General features: G+C 42.8%; 16 protein-coding genes. All 16 read left to right on the top strand.

Going from position 1 to position 15,608, the window contains the following annotated elements:
• Nucleotides 1-810, top strand: coding sequence for a pyruvate, water dikinase regulatory protein (locus DACET_RS11605; RefSeq protein WP_013011569.1), 810 nt, complete (start codon nucleotides 1-3; stop codon nucleotides 808-810).
• 66 nt (nucleotides 811-876) lie between these two features.
• Nucleotides 877-1,671 carry a hypothetical protein gene (locus DACET_RS11600; protein ID WP_211204081.1) on the top strand — a complete coding sequence of 265 codons (795 nt, stop codon included), beginning with the start codon at nucleotides 877-879 and terminating at the stop codon, nucleotides 1,669-1,671.
• A 297-nt stretch (nucleotides 1,672-1,968) separates the two neighbouring features.
• Nucleotides 1,969-3,210, top strand: coding sequence for a transcription termination factor Rho (gene rho / locus DACET_RS11595; RefSeq protein ID WP_013011567.1), 1,242 nt, complete (start codon nucleotides 1,969-1,971; stop codon nucleotides 3,208-3,210).
• Nucleotides 3,211-3,323: 113 nt separating this feature from the next.
• The gene (gene rpmE, locus DACET_RS11590) at nucleotides 3,324-3,533 is read left to right on the top strand and encodes a 50S ribosomal protein L31 (RefSeq protein ID WP_013011566.1); all 210 of its coding nucleotides are present in this window, start codon (nucleotides 3,324-3,326) and stop codon (nucleotides 3,531-3,533) included.
• Between the two features lie 355 nt (nucleotides 3,534-3,888).
• Complete coding sequence (locus DACET_RS11585; protein ID WP_013011565.1) at nucleotides 3,889-4,788, top strand: DUF1385 domain-containing protein; 900 nt, start codon at nucleotides 3,889-3,891, stop codon at nucleotides 4,786-4,788.
• Nucleotides 4,789-4,798: 10 nt separating this feature from the next.
• Nucleotides 4,799-5,869, top strand: a complete 1,071-nt coding sequence (gene prfA / locus DACET_RS11580) for a peptide chain release factor 1 (protein WP_013011564.1) — start codon at nucleotides 4,799-4,801, stop codon at nucleotides 5,867-5,869.
• A 263-nt stretch (nucleotides 5,870-6,132) separates the two neighbouring features.
• Nucleotides 6,133-6,954: a peptide chain release factor N(5)-glutamine methyltransferase gene (gene prmC / locus DACET_RS11575; protein ID WP_013011563.1), complete on the top strand. Its 822-nt coding sequence runs from the start codon at nucleotides 6,133-6,135 to the stop codon at nucleotides 6,952-6,954.
• Nucleotides 6,939-8,198 carry a UDP-N-acetylglucosamine 1-carboxyvinyltransferase gene (gene murA / locus DACET_RS11570; RefSeq protein ID WP_013011562.1) on the top strand — a complete coding sequence of 420 codons (1,260 nt, stop codon included), beginning with the start codon at nucleotides 6,939-6,941 and terminating at the stop codon, nucleotides 8,196-8,198. Before prmC ends, murA begins: the two co-directional genes overlap by 16 nt.
• Nucleotides 8,198-8,827 (top strand): ATP phosphoribosyltransferase, encoded by a 630-nt coding sequence (gene hisG, locus DACET_RS11565; protein ID WP_013011561.1) that lies wholly within the window; start codon nucleotides 8,198-8,200, stop codon nucleotides 8,825-8,827. The genes murA and hisG overlap by 1 nt, the downstream gene beginning before the upstream one ends.
• The gene (gene bamA, locus DACET_RS11560) at nucleotides 8,824-11,064 is read left to right on the top strand and encodes an outer membrane protein assembly factor BamA (protein WP_013011560.1); all 2,241 of its coding nucleotides are present in this window, start codon (nucleotides 8,824-8,826) and stop codon (nucleotides 11,062-11,064) included. The genes hisG and bamA overlap by 4 nt, the downstream gene beginning before the upstream one ends.
• Before the next feature lie 40 nt (nucleotides 11,065-11,104).
• Nucleotides 11,105-11,620 (top strand): OmpH/Skp family outer membrane protein, encoded by a 516-nt coding sequence (locus DACET_RS11555; RefSeq protein ID WP_013011559.1) that lies wholly within the window; start codon nucleotides 11,105-11,107, stop codon nucleotides 11,618-11,620.
• Nucleotides 11,620-12,621 carry a UDP-3-O-(3-hydroxymyristoyl)glucosamine N-acyltransferase gene (gene lpxD, locus DACET_RS11550; RefSeq protein ID WP_013011558.1) on the top strand — a complete coding sequence of 334 codons (1,002 nt, stop codon included), beginning with the start codon at nucleotides 11,620-11,622 and terminating at the stop codon, nucleotides 12,619-12,621. The genes DACET_RS11555 and lpxD overlap by 1 nt, the downstream gene beginning before the upstream one ends.
• Nucleotides 12,614-13,051: a 3-hydroxyacyl-ACP dehydratase FabZ gene (gene fabZ / locus DACET_RS11545; RefSeq protein WP_013011557.1), complete on the top strand. Its 438-nt coding sequence runs from the start codon at nucleotides 12,614-12,616 to the stop codon at nucleotides 13,049-13,051. The genes lpxD and fabZ overlap by 8 nt, the downstream gene beginning before the upstream one ends.
• 4 nt (nucleotides 13,052-13,055) lie before the next feature.
• Entirely contained in the window at nucleotides 13,056-13,829 is a 774-nt protein-coding gene (gene lpxA / locus DACET_RS11540; RefSeq protein ID WP_013011556.1) for an acyl-ACP--UDP-N-acetylglucosamine O-acyltransferase, read from the top strand.
• Nucleotides 13,830-13,835: 6 nt separating this feature from the next.
• Entirely contained in the window at nucleotides 13,836-14,813 is a 978-nt protein-coding gene (locus tag DACET_RS11535) for a Gfo/Idh/MocA family protein (RefSeq protein ID WP_013011555.1), read from the top strand.
• Nucleotides 14,810-15,607, top strand: coding sequence for an LpxI family protein (locus tag DACET_RS11530; protein ID WP_013011554.1), 798 nt, complete (start codon nucleotides 14,810-14,812; stop codon nucleotides 15,605-15,607). Before DACET_RS11535 ends, DACET_RS11530 begins: the two co-directional genes overlap by 4 nt.
• Nucleotide 15,608 lies beyond the last annotated feature (1 nt).

The raw sequence follows: 15,608 nt of genomic DNA, 5'->3' as shown, positions 1-15,608 counted from the left end.
ATGTCTGACAGAATCTACATTATTTCTGACGGTACTGGTCAAAGTGCCATGAGCATCATGCGCGCAGCTCTTTTGCAGTTTGACAAGCCGGATGCAAAGTTTACTGTTTATTCCATGGTGGACAGAGAGGAACAGCTTGTTTCAATCCTGAATCACGCCAAAATGGACTATTCCTTTATAGCCTATACAATGGTTAGTAAAGGTTTCAGGGACATCGTGAGGAGATTCTGCGCTGAGAACGGACTTAAAAGCATTGACCTGCTTGGACCGCCGCTTGACAGCCTGGAAAGTTATATGGGCAAGCCTCAGCTGGAAAAACCGGGACTTCTGCGTAAGGTTGACGAAAAATATTTCAAGCGTATCGAAGCGATGGAGTTTACACTCACCCACGACGACGGGAAGCTTATGAGGGGGATGAACGAGGCAGACCTCATCATCCTCGGGTTGTCACGCACATCAAAGACACCGACATCTTTTTTCCTTGCTCAGCAGGGATTTAAAGTTGTTAATATTCCGCTTGTTCCGGAGATACCTATTCCTGAAGAGGTTTTTAAGGTGGAACAGCATAAAGTCGTTCTGCTGGTTATGGACCCTGAAGTTCTGCAAAAAGTGCGTTCTGCGCGGCTGCGTCACTATAAAACCACTAGTAATTATAATAATCTGCCGAAAATCTTTGCTGAAGTTGAATTTTGTTACGAGCTTATCCGTAAAAATCGTAAGTGGAGCATGATAGACACCACGAATAAGAGTATTGAGGAAACCGCAAGGGAGATAATACACACTGTTTATGGTAGGGACATGGAATTATAGCTGGTTTGTTTCTGCAAAATAAGTAGAGGGTGTTCTGAAATGAAAAGAGCTTTTATCTTTTGTTTTATGTTTATAAATATTCTGCTGCTGACAGCCTGTCAGGTCTATATCGGGGTTTCTAACGATGAAGACGATGATGATACAAAACATCCTTCCATAACTTATGCAAAAGGGGATGGGATTGTGTCTGGGGTGACAGACTCTGACGGCAGGCTTAATGTGCACTCCGAAGATTCAGATATTGATTTTGAACTAACGGTGACTGACAAAGGTGGTGAAGATGTCAGCGGTATTAAAGTAAGCTATTTTGAAGATGGAGGTGTATCAGTTATTTATGTTTCAGATCCTTATGAGGATTTTGCTGATGCCGTCCTTGCCGGGACTCCTTTGGAGATAAGTCATTCTGTCAAAAAGGCTGACATTTATAAAGTTGTGGTCACTATTGGTGAATATAAAGACTCTTCTGATGAATTTACAGATGATTCGTACAACGTTTCTGCCTTTTTGGGGGATGCCGGTACGACAGATGCATGGGACGCGAAGTGTGGCAGTTTTGCAGATGTTATTTCATTCTTTGAAGATATTTATGACGCAGACCTTAAAAGGACAAGCTCAATACTGAGCTTCAGTAGCGATAAAGTTTCAGATGTGAAATATCCGGCACGATATCACGAAAATCTTGATGATTATTTCGAGGATGCTCTTATGGACAGGGTTGAAAGGGCATTCGGAGGTTACAGTAACCAGCTGATAAGACTGGTATGTTTCAGCCCTGACACCACCGGACTGTTTTCATCTTTGTGCCAAATATCTTATACTGCGAGCTGCTCCGGCAGTCTCTCGGAAAGTTCGGCTGACTGATACAGCCTGCACTGATAACTGGAAATTCGGATGCGGGGCGGAAAATAAAAATTCTTAACATTAAGGAAAAGTCTGCTACCTTTTGCTTGACAGATGTGCTGTTTCAGATTAACTTTACTTTGATAGGGGGCTCTGAAAGCCTCCAGGACCTACTGTCAATCGGCAGTGTTTCGTATTTTTTTAAATTCAATTAAAACAAAACGAGAATATTCAGAATATTACAAACCTGCTGTTAATTATATTTAATCGGTTCCACAAACCTTAATAAACTACTACACGAACCAATGGAGAAAAAGCGTGAACCTTACTGATTTGAAAAAGAAACCCATCGAAGAACTGGTGGAAATAGCCATTTCTACAGGCATCGAGAACTCAGACGGACTCCTTAAACAAGAACTAATCTTTGAAATACTCAAACAAACAAGTGCAAGAAACGGACAGATATATGGACAGGGTGTCATAGAGATACTTCCTGACGGATTCGGATTCCTCCGCTCTCCTAACTATAACTATCTGCCGGGACCTGACGATATTTATGTCTCACCAGCTCAGATCCGTAAATTCGGTCTTAGAAACGGTGACACTGTCGCAGGCGAGATAAGACCGCCGAAAGACAATGAGAAATACTTCGCTCTCTTAAAAGTGGAAGAGGTCAATTTTGAGGCTGCATCAAGGATACGGACTCTGTTTGAAAACCTCACACCGCTCTTTCCGGAGGAGAGGCTGCAGCTTGAGTACAAGCCGATAGCTTACGAGACACGTATTATGAACCTGCTTGCTCCTATCGGTAAAGGGCAGAGGGCACTTATCGTGGCTCCCCCGAAAACAGGTAAAACAATGCTTCTGAAAAGCATTGCAAACGCCATCACCACCAACCATCCGGAAGTTTTCCTCATTATCCTGCTTATAGACGAAAGACCAGAAGAAGTTACTGACATGCAGCGTTCTGTTGACGCTGAGGTTATCAGTTCAACATTTGACGAACCGGCTTACAGGCACGTTCAAGTTGCAGAAATGGTTCTGAATAAAGCGAAAAGGCTTGTTGAACATAAGAAAGACGTGGTTATTCTGCTCGACTCTATAACAAGACTTGCGAGAGCATACAACTCCATTGAACCGCCGTCAGGTAAAGTCCTTTCCGGTGGTGTGGATTCCAACGCTCTGCACAAGCCAAAAAGATTTTTTGGTGCAGCCAGAAATATAGAAGAAGGCGGTTCACTCTCAATCATTGCATCTGCTCTGGTTGACACTGGTTCCAGAATGGACGAAGTTATCTATGAAGAGTTCAAAGGAACTGGCAACATGGAGCTTCACCTCGACAGAAGACTTGTTGAGCGCAGAACATTCCCTGCTATTGATATCAACAAATCAGGCACAAGACGGGAAGAACTGCTTCTTACAAAAGATGAGCTTAACAAGATATGGATACTCCGCCGCTTCCTGTCAAACATGAATGCTGTGGACGCTATGGAATTTCTCCTTGATAAGATGAAAGGGACAAAATCCAATATTGAGTTTCTGGAAAACATGGGGAAATAACCCCTTGATATAAAATTTAGGTTGTGATATAACCCGTATTCCCTGACAGGGCTGTTGGAATAGTTCTGTCCGAAGGGGGACGCCGAAAGCGTAACACTATGAGGTACAAATAAATGAGAAAAGATATTCATCCTGACTACAAAGACATCACTTTCAGATGTGCTTGCGGAGCAGAGTTTCACACAAAATCAACTGTTGATCAAGATAAAGCATCAGTGGCTATTTGTGCTGAATGTCACCCGTTCTTTACCGGTAAGCAGAAGTTTATTGACACTGCCGGCCGTGTAGAGAAGTTCATGAAAAAATACAACAAAAACAAGTAATCTATTACTCTTTTGTTGACGATACTTTTATAAATAACTGCCCGATGGTTTTATGCCGTCGGGCTTTATTTTTGCCTGAATTCTTTTTAAACTTTAGTTTTTTAGCATCTATTCATTTAATTAATATCTATTTAAATAAGGTCTATCTGACAGGATATTATCCGTAGTTTTTTGTCAGAATAAGCAGTTGAGAAGCCTGTTGCCTAAGTATAAAAAAAGCCGAAACTGAGTGCTACGAGGTACATTGGAAATGGCAAGCCCTCATAAAGCATTTAGAGTCTGATACTGAAATGACTGGCATTTTTACTGAAAATTCATATACTAGCAATCTGAAACTTATAGGAGTTAAATTTAAATGTCAAAACCTAGCATCGGCGGGCAGGCTGTCATCGAAGGCGTTATGATGAGAGCTCCCTCTAAATTTGTGATCGCTGTCCGGAAAAGCAAAGATGAAATAGTCCTCAAGAAAGAGGAAGTGAAAATAGATAAAAACTGGCTTTTCAAAAAGCCTCTTGTGCGAGGGCTCATTGCTCTTTACGATGCCCTGATACTCGGCATCCGTGCTCTGAACTTCAGCGCCTATCACTCCACCGGAGAAGGTGAGGAGAAGGTAGGTAAATGGGCAATGTTTTTCAGTATGGCGACAGGCATAGGGCTTGGTCTCCTGCTCTTCATATACCTTCCGCTTCAGGTGACGGAGCTTTCTAAACACATATTTCCTGCTGCGGAGCACTCGTCTCTTGTGTATAACGGGATTGATGGGATAGTTCGGGTGGTGTTTTTTGTTATATATGTGTGGGTAATATCTTTTATGAAAGACATAAAACGTGTGTTTGAGTACCACGGAGCCGAACACAAGGCTATATTCACCTATGAACAGGGACTTGATCTTACTGTTGAAAATGCACGCTTACAGAGCAGGTTTCACCCCAGATGCGGAACAAGTTTTCTGATTATACTTATGCTGGTGTGCATAATGGTTTTTTCGCTGATACCTAATGATGCAAACTTTTTTATTAAGCTTGGTGCAAGGCTTGTGTTTATCCCTGTGATAGCAGGTATCAGCTATGAGATACTGAAGTTCAGCGGAAAGCACTTTGAAAATCCAATAATGAAATTATTAATACTCCCCGGTCTTCTCGTACAGAAGATAACGACTCAGGAGCCGGATGACAGTCAGCTTGAGGTGGCGCTTATATCCATCAGAGCTTCTCTTGATATGCCCATTCCTGAGGAAGGGATAACTATACTCTAACGGAGATCATATGTTTGATAAACTGGATGAAGTCAGAAAGAAATATTATGAACTAACCGACAAGCTCGTGGATCCGGAGTTGATGAAAGACAATATGGCTTTTCAGAAAACAGCGAAGGAACACGCAGAGCTTAAGCCTGTTGTGGAGAGATACGAAGAATATCTTGCTGAGAAAGAAGCGGTTGATGAAGCGCACAGCATTATAAAGACCTCTGACGATAAAGATCTTGTGGAACTCGCCGAGATGGAACTTGAAGAGAAGAAGGGTGTTCTTGATGAGCTTGAAGACGAGCTCAAAAAGTCACTTCTCACCAAAGATCCTTACGATGATAAGAATATTTTCCTTGAAATAAGGGCAGGTACAGGCGGTGACGAAGCGTCACTTTTTGCCGGAGACCTTTTGAAAATGTATACTAAATACGCTGAAATGAACGGCTGGAAAGTTGAAGTAGTTGACTTTAACGAAACCGGTGTTGGCGGCTATAAAGAAGTGGTGGCGCTTGTTAAGGGGCATGGAGCCTATAGCAAGCTTAAGTTCGAGGCTGGCGGGCACAGGGTTCAGCGTGTGCCGGAGACAGAATCCGGCGGTCGTATACACACATCAGCCTGCACAGTGGCGGTATTGCCAGAGGCGGAAGATGTCGATGTGCATATCGAGCAGAAAGATCTGCGTATAGACGTTTTCCGTGCAAGCGGAGCGGGTGGTCAGCATGTTAACACAACAGACTCTGCCGTTAGAATGACCCACATCCCGACAGGCGTTGTTGTTTCATGTCAGGATGAAAGAAGCCAGATCAAAAACCGTGAAAAGGCTATGAAGCTTCTCAAGTCTAAAATTCTTGAAGCTGAGATACAGAAGAAGCAGTCCGCAGAGGCTGCAAGCCGTAAACTTCAGGTTGGCTCCGGCGACAGAAGCGAACGGATCAGAACTTATAATTTTCCTCAGAACAGAGTTACAGATCACCGTATTAAAGAGTCCGCAAACCTTGACAGATTCCTTTTGGGTGAAATGGAAGATATGATTGATGCTACAATTGCCTTCGATCAGGCTGAACGTCTTCAGGAATCAGGTTTAGGATAAATAGTAATAAACCTATGATGTCTTAACTATTGCTGGGCTGGTGGTTTTTGATGTCAGCCGACCAGCGGAAGGCTTAAGGCTAGCCGGCATAGGCTATTTATAAAGTATAGTGTTAAGGAGCAAGGAACTTCCTTGAGTTTAAGGTTGTTTTCCCATGCTCTGTATTGATGGTGATTTGGATATCAGCCGACCAGCGGAAGGCGCAAGATGAGCCAGTATATGATATTTATAAAGTTTAGTGTTAAGGAGCAAGGAACTTCCTTGTGAATGTTGCAGAATATTTACAATATCTTCAAACAGAATATTTTGATAATAGAAGTGATGCCATTGAGTTTGCTTCACACACTACAGGAATACCCTATACTCTTATTTCTGTGAATCTTAACGAACATGTTGAGATTACAAGAGAAACTAAACAAAAGCTTGCCCGCATTAATGCAGATGAACCTCTTGCCTATGTTATTCAGAATAAAAATTTTTATGGTCTTGATATGTATGTTGATGAAAATGTACTTATCCCCAGACCTGAGACGGAAATACTGGTGGATGAGGCGTTGAAGTTTGCAGGCAAAAGGGAAAATTTGCGTGTTCTTGACATATGTACAGGGTCAGGATGCATACTCACAGCTTTGATGAGCAGTTTGCCGGACTCTGAGGGGATCGGGCTGGATATAAGCGAAGGTGCTCTTGACGCTGCAAAATTTAATGCTGATACACATGGGATAGCCGAACGGGTTGATTTTGTGAAAGGGGATGCATTAAGGATAAAGGAACTTGGATTAGGGACTTTTGACATTGTCACATGCAACCCGCCTTATCTTTCAGAATCAGAGTGGCTGTTGTCTGCTAAATCATTGAAATATGAACCTAAAAACGCCCTTTCAGCAGGTAAAGACGACATTTTATTTTATAAAAAACTATTGGACATGATACCTTATTTATGTAATAAAAACGGGGGTGGTGCATTCTTTGAACTGGGCATCGGGCAGTACCAAAAGCTGCTTGATTCCGGATATGCAAAAGACTGTTCTGTCACCAAAGATTATCAGCATATTGAAAGGGTAGTTAGTTGGATAAACTTGTAATAGATGGTGGAAGACCTTTAAAGGGTTCCATCCGGATTAGTGGTGCTAAGAATGCAGCTCTGCCGATTCTGGCGGCTGTTATTCTCGCAGATGGCGAATTTAAAATATCTGAAGCACCGGAGCTTGTTGATATCAATACAATGCTTAAGCTGTTGAATGAGCTGGGCATTTCATCAAAAAGAGACGGGAGAACCGTCACACTCAAAAGCAAATTCGAACCTGAAAAAATAGAAGCTCCCTATGAACTGGTAAAAACTATGCGTGCAAGCGTGCTCACTCTCGGACCTCTGGTTGCGAGAAAAGGGCGTGCACGGGTTTCTCTGCCGGGTGGTTGTGCCATAGGTGAACGTCCTGTCGATCTGCATCTGAAAGCCCTGGAGGCTATGGGGGCAGAGATTAAAGTTGAGCACGGCTATGTCGAAGCTGTGTGCGAAAGGCTGAAGGGCGCTGAGATTACATTTGATATTGTTACAGTAACAGGTACAGAGAATATCATGATGGCTGCAACCCTTGCAGAAGGGGAAACAGTTCTCCGCAATGCTGCTCAGGAGCCGGAAGTTGTTGACCTTGCCCGCTTTCTGAAAAAGATGGGGGCAGACATTGAAGGTGAAGGTACAAAAGAGATCCGCATTAAGGGGATGAACAGCCTGAACAGTGCTGACTATATCGTTATGCCTGACAGGATAGAAGCCGGAACATTTCTCTGCTGTGTCGCAGGAGTCGGCGGTGAAGTGGAGCTTACGAATGTGCCCTTACTGCAGATGAGAACAACACTGGAGAAGCTTAAAGAGTCCGGTGTTAAAATAGAAAAGATTAACGACACAACTCTGAAGGTTATCAAAAACAAACCGCTGAGTGCTACTGATATAACAACCCTCCCGTACCCGGGATTTCCTACGGATATGCAGGCGCAGTTTATGGCTGTTATGGCTTGCAGCGAAGGAGTTTCCGTTGCTACCGAGACCATCTTTGAAAACAGGTTTATGCATGTTGCAGAGCTAAAGAGGATGGGGGCGGATATTAAGCTGAAAGACAAATCTGCAATTATCAAAGGCGTTGCTAAACTGACAGGTGCTCCTGTAATGGCTTCTGATCTTCGTGCAAGCGCAAGCCTTGTTATTGCTGCTCTCATGGCGGAGGGGGAGACAACTGTTTCCAGACTTTATCATCTGGACAGAGGGTACGAAAATTTTGTTGATAAGCTGAACGGTGTGGGTGCAAAACTAAAACGGGTTAAAGAATAATGAAAGAAAACTGCGTAAATGTAGCTCTGCCTAAGGGTAGACTTGCAGAAGATACTATTGAACTTTTCCTTAAACAAGGCATCACTAATGAAGGCGTGGTGGACTTTAATTCCAGAAGGCTCACTTTTTATGATGAAAAGAATAACATCAAATTCATGATGGTGAGAAATATGGATGTTTCCACTTATGTGGAGCACGGCGCCGCAGATATTGGCGTGGTTGGAAAAGATATACTGCTGGAATCCGGCAGTGACGTTTACGAATATCTCGATCTTGGCTTCGGGTTTTGCAGACTCTGTGTGGCAGGCATCAGAAACAGCGACCTTTCATACAGGCATGACATGGTGGTTGCTACGAAATATCCGATGCTTACTAAGAACTTTTTCGCAAGTAAAGGTGTTTTTGTTGAAACGATAAAACTTTACGGTTCAATAGAACTTTCCCCTATTGTGGGGCTTTCTGATTTTATTGTGGATCTTGTTTCCACAGGGCAGACACTGAAAAAGAACGGACTGATCGAAGTTGAGACTATACTTGAATCCACAGCCAGACTCATAGGCAACAAAAGCATGGCTAAAGTTAAATATGACAGGATAAAGGAAATAATTGAAACAGTGGAGTCAGTATGAAAAAGTATTTTTTTTTTATTGCACTGATAATTCTATTCGCGGTTAATTCTTATGCCGCAACAATCGATGATGTCGTTGTGGAGGGGAACAGAAGGGTACCCACAAATACTATTCTGAAATATACCGTAAATCCCGGGGATGAGTTCAGTTTAGCAGACATCGATAACAGTATTAAAAATCTTTTCAGCGCAGATATCATCACAGATGTTAAAGTTGACATGAGGCTCAGCGACGACAGGCTTATTCTTGCCTATGTTGTTAAAGAAAAACCATATGTTAACAGGGTTATTTTTAACGGTAACGTTGAGCTGAAGACCAGTGTTCTTAACGAAATACTTGTGCCGATGACCGGACAGGTTATTGACAGCAGAAAAGTTGAAACAAACCTGAAAATAGTCGAAGACAAATATCATGATGAAAAATTCTACTCTGTAGATATAACAGCCGAGATAGAAGACAGAGGGAATAACTCTGTTGATGTCGTTTACCTTATTAACGAAGGTGTCGAGGCTAAAATTACTCAAATTAATGTCGTTGGGAATAATCACTTTAAAAGAAAGGAAATCCTGAAAGAGATAGAAACTTCTGAAAAGGGCTTCTGGTCTTTCTTTACCGGAAGCGGAAAGCTTAAAAAGACAGAGCTTGCCGTCGATATGGAAAAGATAAAGGCTATGTATCTCCGTGAAGGGTATGCCAAAATACAGGTCGGCGAGCCGAGGATTGAGCTTTCTGAGGATAAGAAGAAGATTGTTCTGACTATAGTCATAGAAGAGGGGCTGAGGTTCAAAGTAGCCGAAGTCGAGTTTGAGGGGTATAAATCTGTCGAGGCTGACGCTCTCCGTGAGACTACGAAGCTGAAAACAGGGGATTGGTTTAACGTTGAAGAATTTCAGGATGATGTTAAAAGAGTCACTGCGAAATTCACAGATATCGGATACGCCTATGCAAACGTAAATCCTGTTACAATCCTTAATGATGAGTCTCAGACTGTTTCAGTTAAATACCAGATAGAAGAGAATCAGCTCGTCTATATCAACAGAATCAATATCCGTGGTAACACGAAATCGAGAGACAGGGTTATAAGACGTGAGTTTGATCTAACAGAGGGAGACCTCTACAGCAGTTCACTTATTACAGCGTCAAAGAATCATCTGGAATTTACCGATTATTTTGGTGAAGTCCGTTTGTCGGAGACACCCGTTGCCAGCGATAAAGTTGATCTTGATGTGGATGTTACAGATAAAATGACAGGTATGTTCAGCATTGGTGCCGGATACTCGACAGTTGATGCTGTGACAGGTATGGTTTCCCTTACGCAGAAGAACCTGTTCGGGATGGGATATCAGACCACACTCAAAGCGGAATTCTCTGAAAAGAAAGCTGACTACACTTTCAGCATAACAAACCCCTGGCTGTTTGACAGACCGTACAGCCTTGGTTTTGATCTTTTTAAAACAGACAGAAGTTATTACGAATATGATAAAGAGTCCATGGGAGCTGCGGTAAGCCTTGGGCATCAGCTTATTAAACGCAAACTGTACGCAAACTACAGGCTGCGCTACGAAGTAATAGACATTAATGATATAGATGAAGATGCCGCAAAAATAGTCTGGGAACAGGAGGGGGAGTCTACAACGATAAGTTTGACACCGACTCTCCGGTGGACAACACTGAATCACCCTCAGAACCCTACGGCAGGTAATAAAGCTGTTGTATATAGCAAAATAGCCGGCGGTATTTTCGGCGGTGATAATGACTTTGTAAAAATAGGGCTGTCATACACCCACTATATCCCTCTTTTCTGGAAATTTGTTTTCATGGGTAACTTTGAAGGCGGTCAGGTTGAGGCATACGGTGGAAAAGATGTACCTGTGGCAGAGCGTTACAGACTTGGTGGCATGTATAGTGTCCGGGGGTACGACTATGGCGATGTCTCCCCTCTGGATGAAGATGGAGACAGGCTGGGTGGTGTGAAGTACGATCAGATGAACCTTGAGGTGATCTTTCCTGTTGTGGAGAGTGCACAGCTAATGGGCGTATTTTTTATTGATGCGGCTCAATCGCTTACCAGCAACGAGCAGTTCCTTAGCGGTGATGTTTATAAATCATATGGAGCCGGTTTCAGATGGTACAGCCCTGTCGGCCCCCTCAGGCTGGAGTATGGTGTGCCAGTTGACGATCCTAACGGTGAAGACCCCAGTGGTAAATGGGAGTTTTCCATCGGCGGTATGTTCTAAGAAATAAATAATAAATGTATATTTTATACAGGAGGACTTAATGAGACGCGTTTCAATACTTGTAATGGTGATAATGGTAGCTTTTTCCGCAAATGCATTTGCTAAAATAGGTGTTTTGGATTTCCAGCAGGTGCTTAAGCAGTCAGAATCAGGTAAGGAAGTTTACAACAAACTGCAAACACAGGCAGATGATTATGATAAAAAGCTTCAGACACTGGGTGATAAAATTAAAAATATGCAGGACGAATATACTCAGAAAGAGAGCATTTATAAAGAAGATACAAAAGAGAAGAAGAGAACTGAAATTCAGCGTGAGATAAGAAACTTCAACACAGCAAAAGAGGACTATTCAAAAGAACTCAAAAGACTTGAGATGAGACACCTTAAAAGGGTTCAGGATGAAGTTATGAAGATAGTCACTGATCTCGGAAAAGAGCTTGGGTATGAAGTTATACTCGAAGTTCAGAACTCTGCTGTTCTTTATATGGCGGATAGCGTTAACATTACAGACAATGTAATCAAAAGATACGATAACGTTTTTAAACAAGGAAAATAATGAAAGCGTCAGAGCTTGCTGCGCTCATTGGTGCTGAGCTTAATGGTGAAGATGTAGAAATATCTTCATTTTCATCTATAGAAAATATCAGTGAAGGCAGTCTTGTTGCGATACTAGGTAATAAAATACCTGAAGATATATATTCTTCTTCTGCCGCGGCTTTTCTTGCTAAAAAGGGGGCAGATGTTCCGGCAGGAAAGACATATCTTTTTGCGGATGATGCAGAGCTTGCCCTTGTGGCTGCCGTAAACGCACTTTATCCGAAAAAGCACAGAGACGGTGTTAATCCCGCTGCGTATGTTGCCGACAGTGCAATTATTTGTGAAAATGTCTTTGTAGATGCATTTGCCTATATAGGCAGCAGAGCAAAGATCGGTGAAGGGACAGAGATCCATGCCGGAGCAGTGATTGGTGAAGATGTCGAGATCGGTTCTGGCTGCATAGTTTACCCTAATGCTACAATTTATGACGGATGCAGATTAAAAGATAGAGTTATAGTCCATTCCAGTGCTGTAATAGGCGGAGACGGTTTTGGATACTACCAGAAGCATGGGCGCAACGTAAAAATACCTCACATCGGGTCGGTCATACTTGAGAATGATGTCGAAATAGGCTCAGGCAGCTGTGTTGACAGAGGCAAGTTTGATAACACTGTTGTCGGCGAAGGGACGAAGATTGATAATCAGGTTCAGGTTGCTCATAATGTTAAACTTGGTAAGCATAATATACTCACAGGGCAGGCCGCAATTGCCGGAAGCTCCACCACGGGAGATTATGTTATGATAGGAGCCAGAGCAGGCGTTAGTGATCATGTTAATATCTGTTCTAAGGTTATGCTGGCGGCTATGGCTGGTGTGATGAGCGATATAGATAAACCCGGTATATATGCCGGAATTCCGGTTACTAGCAGGAAAGGCTGGATGCGGGAGATCGCATACGTCAGAGACCTGCCGAATATCGTAAAACGAATCAAAGATCTGGAGAAAGATAAAGATGCTTGATATTAAAGAAATAATGAAAATACTTCCGCACAGATTTCCATTTCTGCTTGTGGATCGTGTTCTTGAGATAACTCCGGATAAAATCCGTGCTGTAAAAAATGTATCTATGAATGAACCGTTTTTTCAGGGTCACTTTCCCGGTCACCCTGTGATGCCGGGCGTTCTTATAGTTGAGGCTCTTGCTCAGTGTGCAGGCATACATACTATTTCAACATCAGGCGAGGATGCACCTGAGAACATGCTCACGCTCTTTATGGGAGTTGACGGTGTCAAGTTTCGTAAACAGGTTGTTCCCGGTGATCAGCTCGAGATGGTTGTTACCATTATCAGAAAGAAAGGAAAAATAGTAAAAGCTAAAGGGGAAGCATTTGTTGACGGACAGCTCGCCTGTGAAGGTGAACTGACTGCCATGATGACTGTCCCGGAGTAATTTTATGATAAATAAAGGCGCAATAATTGACCCCAGCTGCGAAATTGCAGACTCAGCAGAGATAGCTGCCGGAGCATATATCGGTAAGAATTGTGTCATAGGCGAAAATGTTCAGATTGGTTATAATGCTGTTGTTGAGAGTAATACAACAATAGGGGACGGAACTGTCTTGAGCCCTAATGCTCATATTGGCGGCGCCCCGCAGGATTACAGCTTCCGTGGCGAAGATACAAAGCTCATAATAGGCAAGAACTGCGTGATACGTGAATTTGCCACCATCCACCGGGCAAGCACAAAAGAAGATGTATGGGAAACCGTTGTCGGGGATGACTGCTTTATTATGGCGTATGCCCACATTGGTCACGACTGCAAACTCGGAAATAATATTACGCTGACAAACTATGTCTCTTTCGGGGGGCACTGCCATGTCGGCTCAAATGTTGTTGCAGGCGGTTATGCCGGCTGTCACCAGTTTACGAGAATAGGAACAGGGGCTATGCTGGGAGCACGTGTGAATGTATCGAAAGATATTCCACCCTTCTGTATGGCTGTTGGTATCCCTGCCAGAATAGAAGGTCTCAATGTTGTTGGTTTGAAGAGACGCGGTGTTAAACCTGATGCGAGACTTGAGCTTAAAAGAGCGATGGCGATACTTAGAGATTTAAAAATAAAACTTGCTGATGTGCCGGATAAACTTGCGGAACTGGAGCAGTTTGAAGAAGTTAAAATATTCATTGATTTCTTAAAAGACAGTAAAAGAGGTTTTACCAGGAGATGATTATTTATGGTTAAAACGGGGATTATCGGGCTTGGAAGAATGGGGCGCTATCATCTGAACCTTAATGATGAGATGGCGGAATCTGACCTCCAGATGCTCTGTGATGCTGACAGCAGTGTAAGAGATGCTGTGGCTAAAAGTTATAACTATCAGACAACAGGTGATTTTAATGAAATGCTTAGTAAGGTTGAGGCTGTCACAGTCGCAGCTCCTACAAAGCATCATTACGAAATTGCTAAAAAATGTCTGGAGAGCGGGAAACACGTTCTGGTGGAAAAACCCATCACAACTAATATAGAACAAGCTACGGAGCTTTTCGATATTGCAGAAAAGAAAAAGCTTGTTTTGCAGATAGGACATGTTGAGCGTTTTAACGGTGCTGTTCAGGAGCTGGACAATATTACTGATGATCCGTATCTGATCGAATCAAGGCGTGTCGGACCTTACAACCCAAATTTTAAAAATGACTCCATCGTTCTGGATCTTATGATACATGATATTGATATCATTCTGAACATGGTGAACAAAAATATAACCAGTATTCAGGCTCATGGCAATTGTGTTTATTCGCCTCTGCCTGATTTTGCCACAGTTACTATTCAGTTTGAGGATAATTGTGTTGCAAATATTCTTGTGAGCCGTGTCACCCAGAAGAAAGACAGAACAATGAGCATTTCTCAGAAGGGTGCGTTCATCTATCTTGATTACACAACACAGGATATTAATATCTATCGCGAAGCAAAAGAGGGGAAAGAGTTAGGGATTAAAGAGCTGAAGTATAAGAATGAATACAGCTATGAAAAACTCTTTGTTTACAAAGACAACCCCCTTAAAATGGAGATTAAGCATTTCCTCGACTGTGTAACAGGCAAGCAGTGCAGAAATGTCACTGTGGAGCACGAACTCCGCTCCCTGAAAGTTGCGCTGAAGGTCGACGAACTCCTCACAGGCGCCAACGGGAATAAAATCGAGGTTAAAGTTTGAGTATAGGGCTCATCGCCGGTTATGGTGAACTTCCGCTTATCGCAGCAAAAAACCTGATCAAAGACGGACATGAACTTGTCATAATAGCTCTTTACGAAGAGGTTACTGCTGATCTGGGCTCGCTAGGTGTTACGGTGGAAAAAGTAAGTGTCACTCAGGTGGGCAAAATAATCAAACTTCTTAAAAATAATAACTCGGACAGGGTCTTGTTTGCCGGAAAGGTGAACAAGTCCCTTCTTTTTTCAGACCTTAAATTTGATCTCACGGCTATGAAGCTGCTCGCAACTCTCCCGAACAGAAAAGATGATACTATTATGGATGTTATCTGTCACGAACTGAACGCTAACGGGATAGAGGTCATGGAGCAGTCAGAGGCTCTTTATCCCCTGTATCTCGGGAAAGGGATTTACAGCAAAAAGAAGCCCTCTAAGGTTCAGATGGAAGATATAGAGTTTGGTCTTGAAGTCGCAAGAGAACTTGGCAGACTTGACATCGGACAGACTGTTGTAGTGAAGAACAAAGCTGTCATGGCTCTTGAAGCTATCGAGGGCACAGACAAGGCTGTTGTCAGAGGGTGTAGTCTTGCCGGTAAGGGTGCAGTTATTGTCAAATGTGCTAAACCTTCACAGGATAAAAGGTTTGATATTCCAACTGTGGGTGTTGACACCTTAAAAAATATAGCTGATAATAACGGGAAAGTTATTGCGGTGGAGGCGGGTACAACATTTGTCGTAGATGTTGATTCCTGCGTCAGATACGCCGATGAAAACAAATTAATCTTTTTGGCTGTATAAA

It is taken from the genome of Denitrovibrio acetiphilus DSM 12809, assembly GCF_000025725.1.
Taxonomy (GTDB): Bacteria; Chrysiogenota; Deferribacteres; order Deferribacterales; family Geovibrionaceae; genus Denitrovibrio; species Denitrovibrio acetiphilus.
This window is presented reverse-complemented; position numbering and strand designations above follow the sequence as displayed.

Coding starts and splice junctions, on each gene's coding strand:
- bamA (WP_013011560.1), top strand. CDS start 8,824: ATGAAAAAGTATTTTTTTTTTATTGCACTGATAATTCTATTCGCGGTT.
- DACET_RS11600 (WP_211204081.1), top strand. CDS start 877: ATGTTTATAAATATTCTGCTGCTGACAGCCTGTCAGGTCTATATCGGG.
- hisG (WP_013011561.1), top strand. CDS start 8,198: ATGAAAGAAAACTGCGTAAATGTAGCTCTGCCTAAGGGTAGACTTGCA.
- DACET_RS11535 (WP_013011555.1), top strand. CDS start 13,836: ATGGTTAAAACGGGGATTATCGGGCTTGGAAGAATGGGGCGCTATCAT.
- DACET_RS11555 (WP_013011559.1), top strand. CDS start 11,105: ATGAGACGCGTTTCAATACTTGTAATGGTGATAATGGTAGCTTTTTCC.
- DACET_RS11585 (WP_013011565.1), top strand. CDS start 3,889: ATGTCAAAACCTAGCATCGGCGGGCAGGCTGTCATCGAAGGCGTTATG.
- DACET_RS11605 (WP_013011569.1), top strand. CDS start 1: ATGTCTGACAGAATCTACATTATTTCTGACGGTACTGGTCAAAGTGCC.
- prfA (WP_013011564.1), top strand. CDS start 4,799: ATGTTTGATAAACTGGATGAAGTCAGAAAGAAATATTATGAACTAACC.
- lpxD (WP_013011558.1), top strand. CDS start 11,620: ATGAAAGCGTCAGAGCTTGCTGCGCTCATTGGTGCTGAGCTTAATGGT.
- lpxA (WP_013011556.1), top strand. CDS start 13,056: ATGATAAATAAAGGCGCAATAATTGACCCCAGCTGCGAAATTGCAGAC.
- rpmE (WP_013011566.1), top strand. CDS start 3,324: ATGAGAAAAGATATTCATCCTGACTACAAAGACATCACTTTCAGATGT.
- fabZ (WP_013011557.1), top strand. CDS start 12,614: ATGCTTGATATTAAAGAAATAATGAAAATACTTCCGCACAGATTTCCA.